The organism is Serratia sp. NCCP-200, from assembly GCF_059697885.1.
Genome location: NZ_BAAKUJ010000004.1, coordinates 253,544 through 273,820 on the forward strand (window position 1 = coordinate 253,544; position 20,277 = coordinate 273,820).

Sequence of the window (20,277 nt, forward strand, 5' to 3'; positions counted from 1 at the left end):
GTCAAGGGCAAGGCTTGCTGTTCGGTCAACGTAACGTAGGCCAGTAGTCTTTATTGGCTTCAATCAGTGCATCAAGCACCAGGCGTGCTTTCTTGGCATCCACAATGGTGCGGTTTAGCGTCAGCGCCTGCAAAGCTTTAGTGTAGGAGCCTTCAAACCAGGCTTCTACCGTCAAGCGTTCATAGGCAAATTGCTGCTCAATAAGCCCTTTATAAAAGGTTGGGATCTTACCCACGCCGAAGGCCCTTGGCCCGTTGCTGCCAATTTCGGCGGTCACTTCGACCATCACATCGTCGTCCAGGTTTGCTACCAGGCCGTTATTAGGCACCATGACGATAAACTTTTTCTTCAGATTAAACGCAATCGCCTCTGCCAGCTCGACAATCATGTCACCGTGAGCATCGTTATGCACCACATGCACGTTCTTCGTCGTGCCCTCTTTCGCCGCGGTACGGCATTCGTCAAAGACCCGCTTTTCACGCCCATCAATGACCTCATTGGCTCGCGTGTAATGGGCATCCAGTTTCGACAGTTTGTATTCTGGATAGAGGTAATATTGCAGATAGGTATTGGGCAAGTAATCCGGGAAGTCGCGCAGCATATCGGCAACCGCAGCGTAGGTTTCCAGCCAGGATTGATCGCGTTGCTCCGCATCCACCGGCTTAAAACCATTTTCTGCGATAAATGATTTCAGTTCCGGTGCCAGATCGTGCCCGGTTTCGTCATACAGATGTTTAAACCAGCCAAAGTGGTTGAGCCCAAAATAGACCGGATCAAAGGTCGCCGGATCGCGATTTAACAATCGCCCATAAGAACGCAGTAAATTCACCGGCTGATCGCAGATATTCAGGATCCGTTTATCATCCGGGAATTTTTTGTTCAGGGCATCCGCCACGATCGCCGCCGGGTTGGTGTAGTTCAATATCCAGGCCTGAGGGGAACGTGCCCGGACATTTTCCACCAGCTCAATCATGTCACGTATGGAGCGCATGCCATAAGCAAACCCGCCAGCACCACAGGTTTCCTGACCAATCACGCCCAGTTCTAACGGGATCTTTTCATCCTTTTCACGCATGGCATATCCGCCGGTACGCATCTGGCAGAAGATAAAATCCATATCCGTAAAAGCGACGTCTTCATCATTGGTATAAGTAAACTCCAGCTCAGGATACTCCTCACTGAAAAGGACTTTAGCATACTCACCGATAACGGCCTGGCGCTCGCGATTGATATCAAACATCACCAGCTTTTTTAGCGGCAGACGTGCTTTGAGTTTACATAATGCTTTTAATAAACCCGGCGTCCAGGTAGAACCGCCACCCACTAATACAATATTAAAAGATGTTTTCATCATGAGTTTCTCTTATTGCGTCTGTTGAACCAGTAAACTTTGCTTGACCGCTCCGGCGATACTTTCCACCTGCGGGCCATAAATCACCTGTAAGTCATTCTCAGTGGCACGGATGATCCCGCTAGCGCCGCTTTGTTTCAGGATGACTTCATTAATTTTTTGTATGTCTTTGATTTTCACTCGCAGCCGGGTGAAACAGCAGTCAACATGTTGGATATTCTCTTTACCACCCAGGCCGACAATAATTTGTGCCGATTGACCTTCATCCTGGTTTGCTCCTGACCTGGAAAGCGCAATGGCAGTTTCTTCATCTTCCCGCCCGGGGGTCTTGACGTTCAGGCGTAAAATAATCCACCGGAAGGAAAAGTAATAAACAGGCGCCCAGATACACCCCATAATCAGACTGACCCACCAATGTGTTTTCTCCCCGCCAAGCACGCCGAAGACGACAAAATCGATAAATCCACCCTGAATGTTGCCAATCATCACCTGAAAGATCTGGGCAACGGCAAACGATAGGCCGGTCATGATGGCATGGAATAAAAACAGTACCGGCGAGACAAAGATAAAGCTGAACTCCAGCGGTTCCGTGATGCCGGTGGTAAAGGAGGCTAGCGCGCCTGCCATCATTAACGCCTTGACGCGCTGCTTGTGCTCAGGCTTGGCACAGTGCCAGATAGCCAAAGCAGCGGCAGGAAGACCAAACATCATGACCGGAATTTTGCCCTGGGCCAGGAAGCGCGTCGCCTCGCGCACAACGTTGTCGGCGAGTTCACCGGGATGGGCCAAGGCAAAGTTGAAGATGGATAATGCCCCAATCACGCTTTCATTATTAATGTGAACCATGCCTCCGACCGGGGTAAAACGGACGGTTTCATTAAGGATATGGTGCAGCCCGGTGGGAATAAGCACGCGTTCAGTAAAGGCATAGACAAATGTGCCCCATGGCCCTGATTCCCCGATGTATTTACCAAGGTGAATAATGCCATTGGCGATAACCGGCCAGATTAATGACACCAGCACACCAGTAATAGGTAAAACAATGACAGTAATAATGGGAACAAAACGGCGGCCACCAAAGTAGGCAATGGCCGCCGGGAGCTTAATGGTATAAAAACGATTATGCAGCATGACCGTCATCAGGCCAGCAATGACCCCGCCCAGCACGCTCATTTGATAGGTAAAAATCCCCAGGGTGTGGGTAAACTCGGCGGAGTACATCACCGCTTCCGTCTGGCTATAACCTTTCGCGACCAACGCCGCTACCGAGATGGTGTCTGGCGTCAACCCTTGCGACAGTAAACTGAAATTCACACCGACATGGAAGGTGATAAAACCAATCACTGCCGCCAGGGCTGCCGTGGGTTTCTCATCACGGGCAAGGCCAATAGCCGCAGCAATGGCAAACAGCAGCGGCAGGTTGGCAAATAAGGAACCGGCAACTTTTCGTATAAACCCAATACATCTCTGCATGGTTTCGGCATGCATGATGCTTTCACCGACAATCGCCGGATTCTGTAAGGCGGCAGCAAGCCCGAGGAATATCCCTGCTGCGGCAATAACAGAAATAGGCATCATTAGTGCCTTACCTAGATCTTGTAGAAACTCACCGGCACGACTCATTGTATCTCCCTCCAGCAAAGGGGCTGAGGCTGTTTTAATTGTGCGTAAGTATAACCACAGCAAATGTCTAGTTGTCTAGCCCACCAGTAGCAAAGCAAGAGAGTGATCACAAATCAACCAGGATTACCGTTTAGGCGCGGGAGGCCGTCAGGGTAAAACGGTAATGCTGCTGATTATAGTAGATATCTGAAAACTCGAATATTTTACCCCCACTAAGGGTGGCGAGAGAGGTGGCGTGTAACACCGGTTCGTCTCGCTTTAATCCCAGCATATCCCGCACTTCATGTGAGGGAAGTTCCGCCCGGATCTCTTTTTCTGAATGCTCTACGCTAAAGCCTTTGCGGCTGATATAGGCATATTTCGAACTGTTCAGGTCATCTTCATGCAGATCGGCGAAAAGCTCGGTAATCATCCACGACTGTTCAAAGACAAAGGGCACATCCCCCACTAGGCGCAGACGTTTCATAAACCAGACGTCACTGCCGGGCGCAATTCGGAGCTTCTCAGCGATATCGGCAGTAGCCTGTTGCCGAAAAAGACAAATCAGACGATTGCTGACAGGGACATCCAACCCACAGGTGACTTCACTGGAAGAAAGATGGCGATCGAGAGGTAATGATACCAGGACGTTTTTTTTCGCCTGGATCACGAAGGTTCCTTGTCCGCGTCTGCGTTCTACCTTCCCCTGGCGTACCAGGTAATCTACCGCTTTACGTGCCGTCATACGGGAGATGGTGAACTGCTGGCAAAGTTCGTGTTCTGAAGGCAACGCATCGCCCGGGCGTAGGGTGCCGTAGGCAATCAGCCCATTCAGGTATTGTTCAAGTTGTAAATAAACCGGAACGGTAGAATATCGGTCAATCATCAGCAGCCCCCTATTTTTCCAAGGTATGGTAGCAGTCTGCCGCAAAGTAACAACAATTAGTCTGGTTTCATTCAAAGCCCTGCCCTCACGGCCAGGGCTTTGTTATCAATGAAAATCGCTATCAGGACTGATAGCCGATCTGCCCACCGATCAAGGTCCGCTCAATGCGGGTTTGGTACAGTTTCTCTGCTGGTTGCTCAAACAGATTTTGGTGCAGCACGATCGCGTCGGCAAATTTGCCCACTTCCAGCGAGCCAATGTACTGCTCTTTGGCGATCATGTAGGCCGCATCGATGGTGGCTGCGCGCAGCGTTTCGATCAGGGTCAGATCGCGATCGTTATCCAGACGTGGCCCGGCAGGATTACCTTCGCTATCCCAGGCCCGGCGGGTCATCCCCACTTGCAGGTTATACCACTCATCCAGGCGATCGATTGGCCAGTCGCTGCCATAGGCCAGCCGCGCACCGGCATCCAGGAAGCGTGCCGCGGGCTCCAGGTGAGGGAAACGGGCTTCACCCAGCATCTCGCGCTCTTCATCGATCAGTACGCCCGGTAAACCGGCCCACTGGAACGAAAGCACTGCCGTTGCCGCCAAAGAGGCAAAACGCGCATACTGATGCGGCGCAACCAGTTCGTTATGGGCCAACCCTGGACGGATATCTTTGCCCGGGCAGGCCGCTCGCATCAGCTCAACCGCATCCAGCACCTGCTCGATTGCGCCATCGCCTACCGTGTGGGTATGCGGATGCAGGCCAGCGCGGCCACACTCGACGATCAGCGCGTTCAGCACCGGCGTGTTAAAGTAGAGATCGCCATAACGCTCACTCTTGGCTTCCCCATGATGTTCACGGTAAGGCTCCAGCAGCGCCGCCGTCATGGTCGGTGGCTGCAACACGCCGTCAACGAACAGTTTGAGATGGCCAACAGAGATCCCGGCCTGCGGTGTCCAAGGCTGGCTGCTCCACTGTTCGGCAAAGGCGACAACTTCCTGCACCGCACGGGCAGCGTCTTCCGGCCCTTGTACGCTGTCTGGCGTGACTTCTTTGGCCCCCAGCACGCGTAAGGTCAGCTCACCGCGATCGCGCAGTACGGCAAAAGCCTCCAACTGTTCCGCAAACACGCGGGTGTCCATCACCGTGGTTACGCCCTGCTCATGCAGTACCTGCTGCACATGAGCCGCCACCTGCACGTTCTGTTCCGCCGTGCCGGAAGGAATGCTGTCGAAGGCGCGCATGGCTGGAGCATCTTCCAGGATCCCGGTCAGTTGACCATCGGCATCGCGGGCGATCTTGCCATCTGGCGGCACTGGCGTATTTTCATCAATGCCCAACATCTCCAGCGCACGGCTGTTAGCCGCCAGCGTGTGGCAATCGTTAGCGAACAACGCTACCGGGCGGCGGGTGTTCAGAGAGTCCAGCAGCGCACGGCTCATGTCCGCACCCACCGGGATCATCGCCTGACGCTGCCAGGCGCGCACCGTCAGCCATTCGTCATCGCCAGCCGGATATTTATCCAGATGGTCCTGTATATGCTGCAAGGTCTGCTCTACCGTCAGCGCCGCATAGTGCAGGCTGCATCCCTTGAGCTGTTTGCCCCCCCAGAATGGGTGCATATGGCTGTCGATCAGGCCCGGCATCATCATTTTACCGTGCAGATCGATGCGTTCGGTGGTGGGTGTCGCCAGCGCAAGCACCTGCTCATCAGTCCCTACCGCAAGAATGTATCCCTGCCCTATCGCCAACGCACTACAAACACGATTTTCCGCATCTGCGGTGAAGATAGTGCCGTTGTAATAAATTACCTCGGCTGCTGTTGCCACTGGAGTCATAGTCATTGTCTCGAAACCTCACAAAATGACCTTAAGTATACCAAAAACTCCCCAGCTTGGCCCCTCAGGCGGGGTTACATTGCTTGAAAGCACCAACCCGCTGCCGACCAGGACAAACGATGGGTCAATCGCAGCGCCTGTAAGAAGTCCTCATCGTGCGACACTACCAGCATCGCACCAGGAAACTCCGCCAAGGCCGCTTCAATCGCCTGCGATGAGGCCAGATCCAAATGGTTGGTCGGTTCATCCAGCAGCAGGAGTTGCGCAGGCTCACGCCGCCACAGCACACAGGCCAGCGCCGCTTTCAACCGCTCTCCACCACTCAATGCCGCCAGCGGCAGCGTGACTCGGTCGGCATTCAGTTGCAGCTGCGCCAGTTGGCTACGCAATACTCCTTCGGCCAGCGGGGTATCCTGTAAACCCAGATGATCGACCACCGAACGCGTCAGATCGAGCTGGGACAGGTTTTGATCGAGATAGGCCAGCGATACCGAGCAATGGCAATGACCAGCGCTGGCAGCCAGCTGCCCCAGGATCACCTTCAACAGCGTGGATTTGCCACAGCCGTTCGGGCCGGTGATGGCGACGCGCATCGGGCCATCTATCCGCCAGTCGAGCGGCGGTAAGCTGAAAAACGGCAGCTGTAACTGTTCCAGTACCAACACCTGCTTACCTGCGGCCACCGTGCTGCCCGGTAAGGTCAGCATCACCGGGTTATCCTCTTCAACCCGTTCCCTCGCCTCGCGCACTGCTTCATCCAGTGTGTTCTTTTGCCCCTGATGCTGTTTACGCAAGGTACCCATCGTGTCGCGCGCAGCCCCTTTGAGGGCCGCTTTTTCAAAAGAGGCGATATTCAGCGAGTCTACGGTTCTCAGCGTACGGGCGGAGTGGCGCTGGTAATTGTCATGTTCTTTCTGCTGGCGGGCGCGGACGCGCCGTCTTTCCAACGCGGCATGTTCCAGTTGGGCACGCGCCGCCTGTTGCTCTTGCTCCCGCAGCCGATGGTATTCGTGATAATTGCCACTATAGCTGCGCAGTGCTTCGGGAGTCAGTTCGACGATCCGCTGCATCCGTGACAGCAGTTGCCGATCGTGGCTGGCAATCAACAGGCCGCCGCGCCACTGTGCCAATTGCTGATACAACCATTCACGGCCCGTGCTATCGAGGTGATTGGTCGGTTCGTCCAGCAACAGGAAATCGGCCCCCGACATTAACGCGCCACACAAAGCCGCACGCATACGCTCGCCGCCACTCAGCTCTCCGGCTGGCCGTTGCGGGTCAAAATCAGGCAATCCCGCCGCCGCAAAAGCCGTGCTCAGGCGATCCGCCAGATCCCACTGGCCCTCAAGACGATCGATATCGTCCAGCCGTGGGCAACCTTGCTCAAGACGGGCCTGGGCGGCAAACACCTCGCCGTAGCCTAGCAGCGTTGCCTGGGTTGTCTGTTCGGTGAAGTGAGGCTGCTGAGCCACATAGGCAAAGGTTGCCTGCGTCTCAATATGGCCTGAGGCGGGTTGATCCAACCCGGCAATCAGACGTAGCAGGCGAGTTTTTCCCACGCCGTTACGCCCCACCAGGCCACAGTGCTGCTGTTCAACGGCCAGATTAAGCGGGCCAAACAGCGTTTCGCCATTGGCAAACTGACAGGTTAATTGATGTAAAACGAAATAAGGGGACTGCGCAAAATGAGCCATAAACACTCCTGTATGAAATCAAAACATCCCCATACGGCACGGGCGTGCTCGGTATAGGGCCAGATATCAGCAGGTGTGGTTGTTCATTTTCGGTAATGGCTCCGCAGAGAGAAAAGGGATAAAGCGAGCCGATGTTAGCCGATCTTTTATACCGATTGCAAACATGAGGTCTATCACATTCAGCACATCCGCGTTTCCCAAGTGCGCCAACAACGGCTAGATTTATCTCATCCGACCACTTAAGGGTCGTCAAAACTATAACGATAAATATTGTGGAGACTGCAATGCGTGCTTACCCCAACCTGCTTGCGCCGCTGGATCTCGGCTTCACCACCTTGAAAAATCGGGTGTTGATGGGCTCGATGCACACTGGCCTGGAAGAACTGCCTGATGGCCCCGAGCGTATGGCGGCATTCTATGCCGAGCGGGCCGCTGCCGGTGTCGCCCTTATCGTGACCGGCGGTATAGCCCCCAATGAGAAAGGCGTGGTGTATCGTGGGGCATCGGTCCTGAACCAGCCACAGCAGGTTGCCCATCACCGGATCGTAACTGAGGCAGTCCATCAGGCTGGAGGCAAGATTGCCCTGCAAATCCTGCATACCGGGCGCTATAGCTATCAGCCACAGCCGGTAGCCCCTTCTGCGCTGCAAGCGCCGATTAACCCATTCAGCCCAGCAGCACTTACCCATCAAGAGGTCGAACAGACTATTGCCGACTTCGCCAACTGCGCGGCTTTGGCTCAGCAGGCTGGCTATGACGGCGTGGAAGTCATGGGGTCTGAGGGCTACCTGATTAACCAGTTCCTGGTCTCGCGCACCAACCAGCGCACCGACCAATGGGGTGGCAGCTTCAGCAACCGCATGCGTTTCGCCGTGGAAATTGTGCGGGCCGTGCGCGAGGCAACCGGGCCAGAATTTATTCTGATCTACCGCCTGTCGATGCTCGATCTGGTGGAGGATGGCTCCAGCTGGCAGGAGATCGAACAGCTTGCCGTGGCGATTGAACAGGCTGGCGCAACGCTGATCAACACCGGCATCGGCTGGCACGAAGCACGTATTCCCACCATCGCCACCATGGTGCCGCGCGCCGGGTTCAGTTGGGTGACGCGCAAGCTGATGGGCAAAGTGAAGATCCCGCTGATCACCACCAACCGCATCAACGATCCGGCGGTGGCGGAACAGGTGTTGGCCGATGGCTGTGCCGACATGGTGTCCATGGCGCGCCCGTTCCTGGCGGATGCGGCGTTCGTGCAGAAAGCCGCTGAAGGTCGTGCAGACGAAATCAACACCTGCATCGGCTGCAATCAGGCCTGTCTGGATCAGATTTTCGATCACAAGCTCACTTCCTGCCTGGTCAACCCTCGCGCCTGTCGCGAAACCGAAATGCCATTGATCGCCACGGCAACGCCTAAAAAATTGGCCGTGGTGGGGGCCGGGCCAGCCGGGTTGGCGTTTGCCACCACCGCCGCCAGCCGTGGGCATCAGGTAACCCTGTTTGACGCCGCCGAGCAGATCGGTGGCCAATTCAATATCGCCAAGCAAATCCCCGGCAAGGAGGAGTTTCACCAGACGTTGCGCTATTTCCGCCGTCAGTTGGCGCTCAATGAAGTGGAGCTGAAGCTGGGGCAGCAGGTGCAACCGCAGGATCTGGCGGATTTCGATGAGGTGATCCTGGCCTGTGGCATCGTGCCGCGTATGCCAGCTATTGCGGGCATCGAGCACGCCAAGGTGGTGAACTATCTCGATGTTTTACGCGATAAAAAGCCGGTTGGGCAACGGGTCGCCATCATTGGGGCCGGGGGAATTGGCTTCGACGTCGCCGAATACCTTAGCCAGCACGGCACCTCCAGTAGCCTGGATCCGGCAGCGTTTAACCGCGAATGGGGGATCGATTCGCAGCTCGAGCAGCGCGGGGGCCTCAGCGCCCAAGGGCCGGAAGTGCCAGCCTCACCACGCCAGATATTCCTGTTGCAACGCAAAACCAGCAAGGTAGGTGAAGGGCTGGGTAAAACCACCGGTTGGATCCATCGCACCAGCCTGGCGCTACGTGGCGTGAAAATGCTCAATAGCGTGAGCTATCAACGCATTGACGACGAAGGTCTGCATATCCTGCGTGCCGAGCAGGAAAGCTGCTTGCCGGTGGATACGGTGGTAATTTGTGCCGGGCAGGAACCGCGCCGTGAATTGCAGCAGCCGCTGCTGGAGATGGGGAAAACGGTATATCTGATTGGCGGAGCCGACGTGGCTGCCGAGCTGGATGCCCGCCGCGCTATCGATCAGGGCACGCGGTTGGCAATGGCTCTGTAACCCATTGATTAGACGGGCGCAGTATAATGCTGCGCCCCTACATCAATAGCGCGCGCCAGACTTGACCGCTTTGAGGATCAAGAACTTCTGGTTAGAGGCCACGGTGGTGCAGTTGCCGAATAAACGCCTCAGCTTCTGGTAGTAATCCAGATGGCGGTTGCCCACGATCCACAGCTCACCACCTACTTGCAGGCAGCGCTTGGCGTCGCAGAACATTTGCCAGGCGGTATGATCGGTGATCGCATGTTGCTGGTGGAACGGTGGGTTGCACAGTACCGCCTGCAGGCTTTCACGCTCAATGCCCGCCAGCGAGTTGTTCACTTCAAACTGACAGCGATCCATCTCCTGCGGCAGGTTGTGCTCCACGTTCAGTTCGCTGGAAGCCACCGCCATGTAAGACTCATCGACGAAGGTCATCTGCGCTTGCGGGTTCTGCACCAAGGCACGCATCCCGATAATGCCGTTGCCACAGCCGAGATCGACAATATGGCCCTGCAAATCCTTCGGCAGATTTTCCAGGAACAGGCGTGCGCCAATATCCAGGCTACCGCGTGAGAACACGTTGGCGTGATTGTGGATCAGCCAGTCCGTGCCGTCGAGCAGCCAGTCGGTGGTTTCCGGCGCTGCCGGTGGCACGATGTCAGCGACCTGGCAATAGATCAGGCGGGCCTTTTTCCAGGCCAGGCTGGTGCGGGTTGGGCCCAGCACCCGCTCAAACACTTGCATGGTCGAGGTATGCACGTCACGCGCCTTGGCACCCGCCACGATCAGCGTATCGGGTGCCACCACGTCACGTAGAGCACGTAATTGCTGCTCCAGCAGCGCCAGCGCTTTCGGGATGCGGATCAACACCACCGCCGGGTTGGCAGGCAGTTCGGCCAGGCTGTCTTGCAAGGTGACCTGCTCGACATCGAGCTCATTGAGCTTGAGGTTATGGCGCGTCGCCAACTGGCTCATGTATGAATCGCTGATACTGTAAGGCTTATAGCCATGCAGAGCACAAGCCAAGGTGCCAAAGTTGTCGTTGAAAATCAGTACCGGACGTTCGCCGATGTCGACATTTTCCAACTGTTGCAGCAGATATTCGTCCGCCGCTTCCCACGCCTGCAGCTGGGTGGCTTCTTCCTGTTGGGGATAACGCTCCAGCTCAAGTTGCTGTGTTCCCAGATCGAGTTGGCTCATTGCCCCTCCTGAATGATAAATTTGGGCTGTTTATCCCCTAAAAACGCTCGGCAGTAAAATGTTTTTTGGGATTAATTGCCCTTTGCAGGATTTGAGCAACAAAACGTCATACAATGCTCGCCCCGGTTTACCACTGAATACTGAATAACATGTCTGAACTGAGCTACCTGCAAGGCTACCCCGATCATCTGCAAATGCAGGTGCAACAACTCATCGAGCAACAGCGGCTGGGTGAGGTTTTGTTACAACGCTATCCGCAGGTTCATGACTGCACCACCGACAAGTCGCTTTATCAGTTTACCGTCGATCTGAAAAATCAGTATCTGCGTAATGCTCAACCGCTGAGCAAGGTGGCCTACGACAGCAAAATCCAGGTGATGAAGCACGCCTTGGGGCTGCATACCGCCATTTCCCGGGTGCAAGGTGGCAAGCTGAAGGCCAAAGCCGAGATCCGCGTGGCGACGGTGTTTAAAAACGCCCCAGAGCCTTTCCTGCGCATGATCGTGGTCCACGAGTTGGCGCACCTGAAAGAGAAAGACCACAACAAGGCGTTTTACAGCCTGTGCTGCCATATGGAACCCAGCTATCACCAGTTGGAGTTTGATACCCGTCTGTATCTGACCCATCTCTCCTTGTTTGGTGAACTATATGAATAATAAGCCTTTTTAAGCAAATATTCGCCTAATCTTTGCGGCGTGATAATCTGGTCCCCTGAGCTATCTTCCTGTGGAAACTGGAGTCACCCATGATTCGCTTTGCTGTTGTCGGCACCAACTGGATCACCGAACGTTTTATCGATGCGGCTCACGAAAGCGGCAAGATGAGGCTGACCGCCATCTATTCGCGTAAGCTCGAACAAGCGCAGGCCTTTGGCGCCAACTACCCGGTCGAGCACTTCTTTGACTCGCTGGAAGCGCTGGCGCAATCCGACGTGATTGATGCGGTGTATATTGCCAGCCCCAACGCTCTGCACTGCCAACAATCTCTGCTATTCCTCAGCCATAAAAAACACGTGATTTGCGAGAAGCCGCTGGCGTCAAATCTGCGCGAAGTGGAACAACTGGTGGCTTGCGCACGGGAACATCAGGTAGTGCTGTTTGAAGCGTTCAAAAGCGCCCACTTGCCCAATTTTCTTATCCTGCAACAGGCATTGCCAAAGATTGGCAAACTGCGTAAGGCATTTATCAACTATTGCCAATACTCCTCTCGCTATCCCCGTTATCTGGCCGGTGAAAACCCGAACACCTTCAACCCGCAGTTCTCCAACGGCTCGATCATGGACATTGGCTATTACTGCGTGGCCAGCACCGTGGCGCTGTTTGGTGCACCGCAGTCGGTATTGGCTAGCGCAACATTGCTCGATACCGGAGTCGATGCCCACGGCAGCGTGTGCCTGAACTATGGTGACTTTGACGTGGTGATCAGCCATTCCAAGGTCAGCAACTCTGACATTCCGAGTGAGATCCAGGGCGAAGAAGGTACGCTGGTGATCGAAAAAATCTCCGAAGCCCAAGGCGTGGTGCTGACGCCGCGCGGTGAAAATAGCCAGGTGCTGACCCAGCCACAACACATCAATACCATGCTGTATGAAGCGCAAGTGTTTGCCGAACTGGTGGAAAAACGGCAGGTCGAGCATGAGGGCCTGGAAAATTCCCTGATCGTCGCCAGCCTGCTGACGGAGATCCGCCGCCAGACCGGCGTAGTGTTCCCCGCTGACGGAGAATGAGATGAAACCGCTGTTGTTGATGCAAACCGGTGATGCACCGCAGATGATCCAGCAGGAGCAGGCCAATTTTGAGCAGATGTTCCTAAAACAGGGAAATATCAACACCGATCGAGTACAGATCGTGCACGTCCTCGCCGGTGAGACGCCATTGCCCCCAGAAGATTACTGCGGCGTGGTGATCACCGGTTCAGCCGCGATGGTGACCGAACGGCTTCCCTGGAGCGAACGGGCGGCAGAATGGTTGCGCCAGGCAATGCAAATCAACCTGCCGATCTTTGGCGTGTGCTACGGCCACCAGCTTTTGGCACATGCGCTGGGCGGCGAGGTGGGCTACCACCCGCAGGGCATGGAGGTTGGCACTCTCGAGATCGAGTTATTACCCGCTGCCCGCTCAGATAAGCGTCTTGCCACCCTGCCTGCTCGCTTCAACGTGAACCTGATCCATGCGCAAAGCGTACTAACGCCGCCACCAGGGGCTGAAGTGCTGGCCCGCTCGCAACAGGACGCCTGCCAAATCCTGCGTTACGGCGATAACGCCCTGACCACCCAGTTCCACCCGGAATTTAACGGGGCGATCATGCAGCGCTACCTGAGCTGGCTCAGCGAGTTGGAACCGGCCAAGCAGAAAATTTATCAACTTAAACAACAACAGGTTAGCGATACGCCATTCAGCCAGCTGTTACTGCAAGACTTTGTCGCCAGCCTTGGGGCCCAGCAGCCATTGGCCGGGGTCGGTTGAGGTTAGTCACCATAATCTGTTATCCGGGGTGCTAGACGCCCCGCGATTATTTGGCAAATAGCCATAAACGCCAAATGTTATGACGATCACACAAATGTAAACAGCATGTTATCAATCATTGATCCATGCAGGTAATTTCACCTTCTCCCCTTTCCAAGATCCCCCGTTTACTGAATACTGGCGTAGCAAACATACTTAGTTACAGATATGACGATAAGTTGCCCGGCCACGTTTCAGCCGAGGCGCAGCAATCTGTACATCACATTCTCAGGGAGCGGAAACGCAAGCGCATCATGAATAAACTATTACGACGCATCACTCAGGGCAGCCTGGTTAAACAAATATTGATCGGCCTGGTAGCGGGCATTGTGGTGGCACTGGTTTCGCCAGCCGCAGCAGCAGCCGTTGGCCTGCTCGGCTCGCTGTTCGTTGGCGCGCTGAAGGCGGTGGCACCGCTGCTGGTGCTGGTGTTGGTCATGGCCTCCATTGCCAACCATAAGCAGGGCCAAAAAACCAATATCCGCCCCATCCTGTTCCTTTACCTGCTGGGTACCTTTGCCGCCGCGCTGACCGCCGTGGTGATCAGCTTTATTTTCCCTTCCACGCTGGCGCTGGCCGTGGGCACCACCGACATCAATCCGCCAGGTGGCATCGTTGAAGTGCTCAAAGGCTTGCTGATGAGCGTGGTGGCGAACCCATTCCATGCGCTGATCAACGCCAACTATATCGGCATCCTGGCCTGGGCCGTGGGTTTGGGGCTGGCACTGCGCCATGCCTCTGATACCACCAAATCGCTAATCACCGACATGTCCCATGCCGTGACCATGGTGGTTCGTTCGGTGATCCGCTTTGCGCCGCTGGGTATCTTTGGCCTGGTGGCATCGACCCTGGCCGATACCGGCTTCAGCGCACTGTGGGGCTATGCTCAACTACTGTTCGTGCTGATCGGCTGTATGCTGCTGGTGGCGTTGGTGCTGAACCCGCTGATCGTTTACTGGAAAATCCGCCGTAATCCTTATCCACTGGTGTTCACCTGCCTGCGCGAAAGCGGCGTTACCGCCTTCTTTACCCGCAGCTCCGCAGCCAACATTCCGGTGAATATGGAACTGAGCAGAAAGCTGAATCTGAACGAAGATACCTATTCGGTTTCTATTCCGTTAGGGGCGACCATCAACATGGCTGGTGCCGCAATCACCATCACCGTGCTGACGCTGGCGGCGGTGAATACGCTGGGTATTCCGGTGGATGTGCCGACTGCACTGCTGCTGAGCGTGGTTGCTGCGATCTGCGCCTGTGGGGCCTCCGGCGTGGCCGGTGGTTCACTGCTGTTGATCCCGCTGGCTTGCAACATGTTCGGTATTCCTAACGAAATTGCGATGCAGGTCGTTGCCGTCGGCTTTATCATCGGCGTACTGCAGGACTCGGCTGAAACCGCGCTCAACTCCTCCACCGACGTGCTGTTTACCGCAGCGGCCTGTCAGGCGGAAGACCAGCGCTTGGCCAATGAAGATCCGCTGAAAGTTCGCTAAGTCCCCTCACCCCAACCCTCTCCCACAGGGAGAGGGAGCTGATAGCCTCTGCTCTGTTGGAAGAGTGAAGATAATCTCAGCAACCGGCACTTTATTGCTTAACTGGCTGGCGCCCCTCTGCAACGGGCGCCTTTTTTTCGACCGCAAAAGGATCGATGCCGCGCAGTTGCAGGCGGCGGAAGCGGATAATGTTGAAACCGTTCATCAGCAGGAAACTGCCTTCAATCAGCGAACCCCCGATCGAGCCAAGCCAGATGTTGTGGGTAACCCAACAGGCCGTTGAGCACCACATTACACAGCGAGTGATCAAACCCCGTGTGCGGAACAACGCCCAGGTGCTGACGGTCGTGCCGCAAATCGGTAGCAGTTCGATCCAGTGGTGGAAGCGGGATAAACCGATGATGAGCGTAAGGGAGATAAAGATCCACATCACCCATAGGCTGCGAGTCTTCATCGAAACCAGGTTGCGGCAGGCGCTAAGCAGTGCGCTACTCCCTGCGGCATTCGCCCCCATCAGGATAAAGTGAATGCCGATAATCAGGCTGTAGCCCGACAGCTGCAGTTTGAAACGCTGGTCATCGCGATTAAAAAAGCTGGTGATGCCGACCAAAAAAGCCAGCACGCCAACAGACTGCGCAAACCAATAAAACGTCATTAGGGAGATCCTGGGGCGGTAGTAGCAAGGCGTTTAAAACAAAACGCCGTTTTATGCTACTCCCGCCGGCTAGGCTTTACAACGTGACACCGCTTTTAAAGATCGCCAACTCGCGGAAATCATTCACTTCATTACGCGCCGGAGCGCCATCGGCAATGTCCGCGATCAGATCGACAAACTGCTCCAGCATCTGCGCCATCGGCAAGCCGTGGATCAGGCGGCCTGCGTCAAAATCGATCCAGTGCGGTTTCTTCGCCGCCAGCTCCGAGTTGGTCGCCAGCTTTACCGTTGGCACAAAGCCACCGTAAGGTGTCCCCCGCCCGGTGCTGAACAGCACCATATGGCAACCGGCTCCAGCCAGCGCGCTGGTAGCGACCGCATCATTGCCCGGCGCACTCAGCAGGTTCAGCCCCGGCAGACGCAGACGCTCACCGTATTTCAACACGTCCACCACCTGGCTCTGCCCGGCTTTTTGGGTGCAACCCAGAGATTTCTCTTCTAGCGTGGTGATGCCTCCAGCCTTGTTGCCCGGTGAAGGGTTCTCGTAAATCGGTTGGTCGTGGGCAATAAAATACTGTTTGAAGTCGTTGACCATGCTGACGGTTTTTTCAAAGGTGTCTTCATCGCGGCAGCGGCTCATCAGAATGCGTTCGGCACCAAACATTTCCGGCACTTCGGTCAGCACCGTGGTGCCGCCGTTGGCAATCACATAATCCGAGAAGCAGCCCAATAACGGGTTGGCTGTGATCCCCGATAAACCGTCCGATCCCCCACATTCCAGGCCAAACTTCAGCTCGCTGAGCTTGCCCGGCTGGCGCCGATCGTCGCGCATAATCTGGTATAATTCATGTAAATGTGCCAATCCGTCGGCAACTTCATCATCCTGTTGCTGGCAGACCATAAAACGCACGCGCTGTTCATCAAACTCACCCAAGGTGCTGCGGAAAGCATCCACCTGGTTGTTCTCACAGCCCAGGCCAATCACCAGAACCGCACCGGCATTGGGGTGACGCACCATATTTTGCAGCATGGTGCGGGTATTTTCATGATCCTGGCCGAGCTGTGAGCAGCCGAAGGGGTGGCTGAAAAGATGCACGCCGTCGATCCCCTCTGCTTCCCCGGTTTCCTTCAGAAAACGTTGCAGGATCTGACGGGCGATGCCGTTCACACAGCCCACGGTTGGGATGATCCACAGTTCGTTGCGGATCCCTACCTCACCGTTGCTGCGGCGGTAAATCTGCACCTCACGATCTGCCGCCTGCGCCGGTAAGGTCTGGAAATCCGGTTGATACTGATAGCTGTCGAGATCGCTCAGGTTGGTTTTGGCATTTTGCGAATGGATATGTTCGCCCGCTGCGATGGCCACCAGCGCATAGCCGATCGGCAAGCCGTACTTGACGATCATCTCACCGGCAGCGATCGGTTCAAGGGCAAACTTGTGCCCCCGAGCAACGTCCTGCGCCAGTGCGATCGCCTGCCCTTCCCAGACAGGCTGGTCACCAGCTGCCAAATCACACAGTGCGACCGCCACATTATCTTTTGCATGAATCTTTATGATGCTTTGCATAAACCAACCTCGAGCTGTAACTACGCTAATTCGATAGCAAAATAGTGTTTGGCATTGTCGAAGCAGATGTTTTTCACCATCTCACCCAGCAACGCAATATCCGCCGGTGCTTCGCCATCTTCCACCCAGCGGCCAATCATCTGGCACAGGATGCGACGGAAGTATTCGTGACGCGTGTAGGAAAGGAAGCTGCGGCTGTCGGTCAGCATGCCCACAAAGCGGCTAAGTAGCCCAAGCTGTGCCAACTGCGTCATCTGGCGCTGCATACCGTCTTTCTGATCGTTAAACCACCAGCCTGAACCAAACTGGATCTTGCCCGGCGTACCTTCACCCTGGAAGTTGCCGACCATGGTGCCGATCACTTCGTTATCCCGTGGGTTCAGGCAGTAAAGAATGGTCTTCGGCAGCGATCCCTGCTTGGCTTGAGCATCCAGCAGGCGCGACAGTGATTCGGCTACCGGCTGATCGTTAATGGAATCGAAGCCAATGTCTGGGCCGATAGTAGTGAACATCCGGCTATTGTTATTACGCAGTGCGCCGATGTGGTATTGCTGCACCCATTCGCGGCGCTGATATTCAGTAGCCAGGAACAGCAGGACGGCGGTCTTGAACTGGGCAACCTGCTGTGGCGTTGGCAGCTCTCCGCTAAGGCGCTGGGCCAGGATCTTGTCTAGCGTTGCCTCATCGGCCTCGCCGTACATCACCACGTCTAACGCGTGATCCGAAACCTTGCAACCGTGAGCGGCAAAGTGATCCAGGCGTTTTTTCAGCGCATCGCACAAATCGCTGAAGCGGCTGATGGACGTGTCTGCGGCGGCTTCCAGCTGTCGCATATAGTCATTAAACCCGGCGGCTTCAATATTGAAGGCCTTGTCTGGGCGCCAGCTTGGCAATACTTTGATATCGAAGCTGCTGTCGGTGGCGATGGCATGATGGTGGCGCAGATCGTCGATCGGATCGTCGGTGGTGCCCACCATTTTCACCTTCATCTGTTTCATGATACCGCGAGCGCTGAAAGCCTCCTGCGACAACAGTTCATTGCCACGCTGCCAGATTTCATCTGCAGTAGTTGGGGAGAGCAGCTTGCCGGTGATGCCAAACGGACGGCGCAGTTCCAGGTGCGTCCAGTGATAAAGCGGGTTGCCAATGGTATGCGGCACCGTTGCCGCCCAGGCATCAAATTTTTCCCGATCAGAAGCATCGCCGGTGCATAGGCGTTCAGCCACGCCGTTGGTACGCATCGCGCGCCACTTATAGTGATCGCCCTTCAGCCAAATATCGTACATGTTTTTAAAACGATAATTTTCGGCAATCTGTTGCGGTGGCAGATGGCAGTGATAGTCGAAAATAGGCTGATCCGCCGCATAGTCGTGATACAGGCGGCGGGCAAATTCACTGTCTAACAAGAAATCATCGCTCAAAAACGTGGCCATAGTGGGTTCCTCACCTTTTATCCTGGCTAACCTTGCTGTCAACTCGCGGAAAGTTATCACACCAATTTAATGCGGAGTCTAGCGGATTTTCACCTTGGATGGCCAATTATTACGGCCTCTAAACACCTATCCAGACGGACACTATTAAATCAATGCCATATGATGCCAAGCATTATCACCTAAAAAAATAATGGTTTTTGTGATGTCACTCAACTTTTAAATCTGTATGACAAGTTATCTTCTCGCCACCCTGCTACTGGTTTATAACCACAGATTAATGGCAACGCGCAGGCGGCGTCGGTAAGCGGAATACCGGCAACCAGATGAAAGGGAATCACCACCATGACCGCCACGGGCTTGCCGGTGGCCGAAATATTAAGACTGGGAGAGATTTGGGATGCGTAAAATTAAAGGCTTACGCTGGTATATGATCGGCCTGGTGACTATCGGCACCGTGCTCGGTTATCTGACCCGCAATGCGATGTCCGTCGCAGCCCCCTCGCTGGAAGGTTCACTGGGGATCACAACCCAACAGTATTCCTATATTGTTGCCGCCTATTCAGCCTGCTATACCCTGATGCAGCCCGTTGCAGGCTATATCCTCGACGTGCTAGGCACTAAAATCGGCTATGCGATGTTTGCCATCCTGTGGGCCATCTTCTGTATGGGCACCGCGCTGGCCAACAGTTGGGTCGGTCTGGCGATGGCCCGCGGTGCGGTTGGTATGGCCGAAGCGGCGATGATCCCTGCCGGGCTGAAAGCCAGTAGCGAATGGTTCCCGGCCAAAGAGCGCTCCATCGCAGTGGGTTACTTTAACGTCGGCTCCTCGGTGGGCGCGATGCTCGCTCCTCCGTTGGTGGTCTGGGCGATTGTGGCGCACAGTTGGGAAATGGCGTTTATCATTACCGGTGTCCTGAGCCTGATCTGGGCCATCTGCTGGCTGATCTTCTATAAGCACCCGAAAGACCAGAAGAAACTCAGTTCCGAAGAGCGCAGCTACATTCTGGATGGTCAGGAAGCGCACCACCAGACCAGCAATGCCAAGAAGATGTCCGCCTGGCAGATCCTGCGTAACCGTCAGTTCTGGGGTATTGCGTTACCGCGTTTCCTGGCAGAGCCCGCCTGGGGGACCTTCAACGCCTGGATCCCGCTGTTCATGTTCAAGGCTTACGGCTTTAACCTGAAAGAAATTGCCATGTTCGCCTGGATGCCGATGCTGTTCGCCGATTTCGGCTGCATCCTGGGGGGCTATCTACCGCCATTCTTCCAAAAGCATTTCGGCGTCAACCTGATCGTCTCACGCAAACTGGTGGTCACCCTGGGCGCTGTACTAATGATTGGCCCAGGCATGATCGGCTTGTTCACCAGCCCTTATGTCGCCATCGCCTTACTGTGCATCGGGGGTTTTGCCCACCAGGCACTGTCCGGCGCGCTGATCACCCTGTCGTCGGACGTCTTTGGCCGCAACGAAGTCGCTACCGCCAACGGGCTGACAGGTATGGCTGCATGGACGGCGAGCACCATGTTCGCTCTGGTGGTCGGCGCATTGGCTGACACCATAGGCTTCAGCCCGCTGTTCGCCGCCCTGTCGGTGTTCGATATCCTGGCCGCCATCGTGATCTGGACCGTGCTGCAAAACAAGCCGGTTTCCGAGCTGGAACAGGAGCGATTACAAACGGCAGATGCCAGCAGTTAACCCTCACAGCCCGGCCTTTGTGCCGGGCTTTTCGCATCTGACTCGCTAGCAGCTACAACGGATAAGTGGTATAACAGGTCCTA

General features: G+C 55.3%; 15 protein-coding genes. 6 read left to right on the plus strand and 9 right to left on the minus strand.

The genetic code is table 11. The features are described from left to right. Positions 1-25: 25 nt before the first annotated feature. From AC6HVW_RS15585 to AC6HVW_RS15605, 5 genes are all read right to left on the minus strand, one after another. Complete coding sequence (locus AC6HVW_RS15585) at positions 26-1,354, minus strand: 6-phospho-alpha-glucosidase (RefSeq protein ID WP_254698879.1); 1,329 nt, start codon at positions 1,352-1,354, stop codon at positions 26-28. A 9-nt stretch (positions 1,355-1,363) separates the two neighbouring features. Then, complete coding sequence (locus tag AC6HVW_RS15590; protein WP_071682606.1) at positions 1,364-2,974, minus strand: PTS transporter subunit EIIC; 1,611 nt, start codon at positions 2,972-2,974, stop codon at positions 1,364-1,366. A gap of 130 nt (positions 2,975-3,104) precedes the next feature. After that, on the minus strand, positions 3,105-3,839 hold the full coding sequence (locus AC6HVW_RS15595) for a GntR family transcriptional regulator (protein ID WP_175415641.1): 735 nt from the start codon (positions 3,837-3,839) through the stop codon (positions 3,105-3,107). A 121-nt stretch (positions 3,840-3,960) separates the two neighbouring features. Continuing rightward, positions 3,961-5,667 carry an amidohydrolase gene (locus AC6HVW_RS15600; RefSeq protein ID WP_071682646.1) on the minus strand — a complete coding sequence of 569 codons (1,707 nt, stop codon included), beginning with the start codon at positions 5,665-5,667 and terminating at the stop codon, positions 3,961-3,963. 74 nt (positions 5,668-5,741) lie between these two features. After that, on the minus strand, positions 5,742-7,361 hold the full coding sequence (locus tag AC6HVW_RS15605) for an ABC-F family ATP-binding cassette domain-containing protein (RefSeq protein WP_497569539.1): 1,620 nt from the start codon (positions 7,359-7,361) through the stop codon (positions 5,742-5,744). A 284-nt stretch (positions 7,362-7,645) separates the two neighbouring features. Between AC6HVW_RS15605 and AC6HVW_RS15610 the strand changes: the two genes are divergently transcribed. Beyond that, positions 7,646-9,667, plus strand: coding sequence for an oxidoreductase (locus AC6HVW_RS15610; RefSeq protein WP_497569540.1), 2,022 nt, complete (start codon positions 7,646-7,648; stop codon positions 9,665-9,667). Positions 9,668-9,709: 42 nt separating this feature from the next. Here the strand turns inward: AC6HVW_RS15610 and rlmG are convergent, their stop codons facing one another. Next, entirely contained in the window at positions 9,710-10,849 is a 1,140-nt protein-coding gene (gene rlmG / locus AC6HVW_RS15615) for a 23S rRNA (guanine(1835)-N(2))-methyltransferase RlmG (RefSeq protein WP_059201899.1), read from the minus strand. Between the two features lie 149 nt (positions 10,850-10,998). On the opposite strand from rlmG, the gene AC6HVW_RS15620 reads away from it, so the two are divergent. The 4 genes from AC6HVW_RS15620 to sstT all read left to right on the plus strand — a co-directional run bounded on the left by AC6HVW_RS15620 (position 10,999) and on the right by sstT (position 14,843). Continuing rightward, positions 10,999-11,505: a M48 metallopeptidase family protein gene (locus tag AC6HVW_RS15620; protein ID WP_059201900.1), complete on the plus strand. Its 507-nt coding sequence runs from the start codon at positions 10,999-11,001 to the stop codon at positions 11,503-11,505. Positions 11,506-11,594: 89 nt separating this feature from the next. After that, positions 11,595-12,575: a Gfo/Idh/MocA family protein gene (locus tag AC6HVW_RS15625; protein ID WP_071682609.1), complete on the plus strand. Its 981-nt coding sequence runs from the start codon at positions 11,595-11,597 to the stop codon at positions 12,573-12,575. 1 nt (position 12,576) lies between these two features. Beyond that, positions 12,577-13,314: a glutamine amidotransferase gene (locus AC6HVW_RS15630; RefSeq protein WP_071682610.1), complete on the plus strand. Its 738-nt coding sequence runs from the start codon at positions 12,577-12,579 to the stop codon at positions 13,312-13,314. 293 nt (positions 13,315-13,607) lie between these two features. Beyond that, positions 13,608-14,843 carry a serine/threonine transporter SstT gene (sstT, locus tag AC6HVW_RS15635; protein WP_186486936.1) on the plus strand — a complete coding sequence of 412 codons (1,236 nt, stop codon included), beginning with the start codon at positions 13,608-13,610 and terminating at the stop codon, positions 14,841-14,843. A 91-nt stretch (positions 14,844-14,934) separates the two neighbouring features. Here the strand turns inward: sstT and AC6HVW_RS15640 are convergent, their stop codons facing one another. The 3 genes from AC6HVW_RS15640 to uxaC form a co-directional block, all read right to left on the minus strand. Then, the gene (locus tag AC6HVW_RS15640; protein WP_071682612.1) at positions 14,935-15,498 is read right to left on the minus strand and encodes a YgjV family protein; all 564 of its coding nucleotides are present in this window, start codon (positions 15,496-15,498) and stop codon (positions 14,935-14,937) included. A 76-nt stretch (positions 15,499-15,574) separates the two neighbouring features. Continuing rightward, a complete protein-coding gene (locus AC6HVW_RS15645) occupies positions 15,575-17,065 on the minus strand; it encodes a UxaA family hydrolase (RefSeq protein ID WP_071682613.1) in 1,491 nt (496 codons plus the stop codon). Between the two features lie 20 nt (positions 17,066-17,085). Further along, positions 17,086-18,498, minus strand: coding sequence for a glucuronate isomerase (uxaC, locus tag AC6HVW_RS15650; protein WP_059198972.1), 1,413 nt, complete (start codon positions 18,496-18,498; stop codon positions 17,086-17,088). A 397-nt stretch (positions 18,499-18,895) separates the two neighbouring features. On the opposite strand from uxaC, the gene AC6HVW_RS15655 reads away from it, so the two are divergent. Next, positions 18,896-20,194, plus strand: a complete 1,299-nt coding sequence (locus AC6HVW_RS15655; protein ID WP_021806933.1) for an MFS transporter — start codon at positions 18,896-18,898, stop codon at positions 20,192-20,194. The last annotated feature ends 83 nt before the right edge of the window (positions 20,195-20,277 follow it).

What these genes read in the sequence shown, in the direction of transcription:
- AC6HVW_RS15585 (WP_254698879.1), bottom strand. Translation starts at nt 1,354, where the DNA reads ATGATGAAAACATCTTTTAATATTGTATTAGTGGGTGGCGGTTCTACC.
- AC6HVW_RS15590 (WP_071682606.1), bottom strand. Translation starts at nt 2,974, where the DNA reads ATGAGTCGTGCCGGTGAGTTTCTACAAGATCTAGGTAAGGCACTAATG.
- AC6HVW_RS15595 (WP_175415641.1), bottom strand. Translation starts at nt 3,839, where the DNA reads ATGATTGACCGATATTCTACCGTTCCGGTTTATTTACAACTTGAACAA.
- AC6HVW_RS15600 (WP_071682646.1), bottom strand. Translation starts at nt 5,667, where the DNA reads ATGACTCCAGTGGCAACAGCAGCCGAGGTAATTTATTACAACGGCACT.
- AC6HVW_RS15605 (WP_497569539.1), bottom strand. Translation starts at nt 7,361, where the DNA reads ATGGCTCATTTTGCGCAGTCCCCTTATTTCGTTTTACATCAATTAACC.
- AC6HVW_RS15610 (WP_497569540.1), top strand. Translation starts at nt 7,646, where the DNA reads ATGCGTGCTTACCCCAACCTGCTTGCGCCGCTGGATCTCGGCTTCACC.
- rlmG (WP_059201899.1), bottom strand. Translation starts at nt 10,849, where the DNA reads ATGAGCCAACTCGATCTGGGAACACAGCAACTTGAGCTGGAGCGTTAT.
- AC6HVW_RS15620 (WP_059201900.1), top strand. Translation starts at nt 10,999, where the DNA reads ATGTCTGAACTGAGCTACCTGCAAGGCTACCCCGATCATCTGCAAATG.
- AC6HVW_RS15625 (WP_071682609.1), top strand. Translation starts at nt 11,595, where the DNA reads ATGATTCGCTTTGCTGTTGTCGGCACCAACTGGATCACCGAACGTTTT.
- AC6HVW_RS15630 (WP_071682610.1), top strand. Translation starts at nt 12,577, where the DNA reads ATGAAACCGCTGTTGTTGATGCAAACCGGTGATGCACCGCAGATGATC.
- sstT (WP_186486936.1), top strand. Translation starts at nt 13,608, where the DNA reads ATGAATAAACTATTACGACGCATCACTCAGGGCAGCCTGGTTAAACAA.
- AC6HVW_RS15640 (WP_071682612.1), bottom strand. Translation starts at nt 15,498, where the DNA reads ATGACGTTTTATTGGTTTGCGCAGTCTGTTGGCGTGCTGGCTTTTTTG.
- AC6HVW_RS15645 (WP_071682613.1), bottom strand. Translation starts at nt 17,065, where the DNA reads ATGCAAAGCATCATAAAGATTCATGCAAAAGATAATGTGGCGGTCGCA.
- uxaC (WP_059198972.1), bottom strand. Translation starts at nt 18,498, where the DNA reads ATGGCCACGTTTTTGAGCGATGATTTCTTGTTAGACAGTGAATTTGCC.
- AC6HVW_RS15655 (WP_021806933.1), top strand. Translation starts at nt 18,896, where the DNA reads ATGCGTAAAATTAAAGGCTTACGCTGGTATATGATCGGCCTGGTGACT.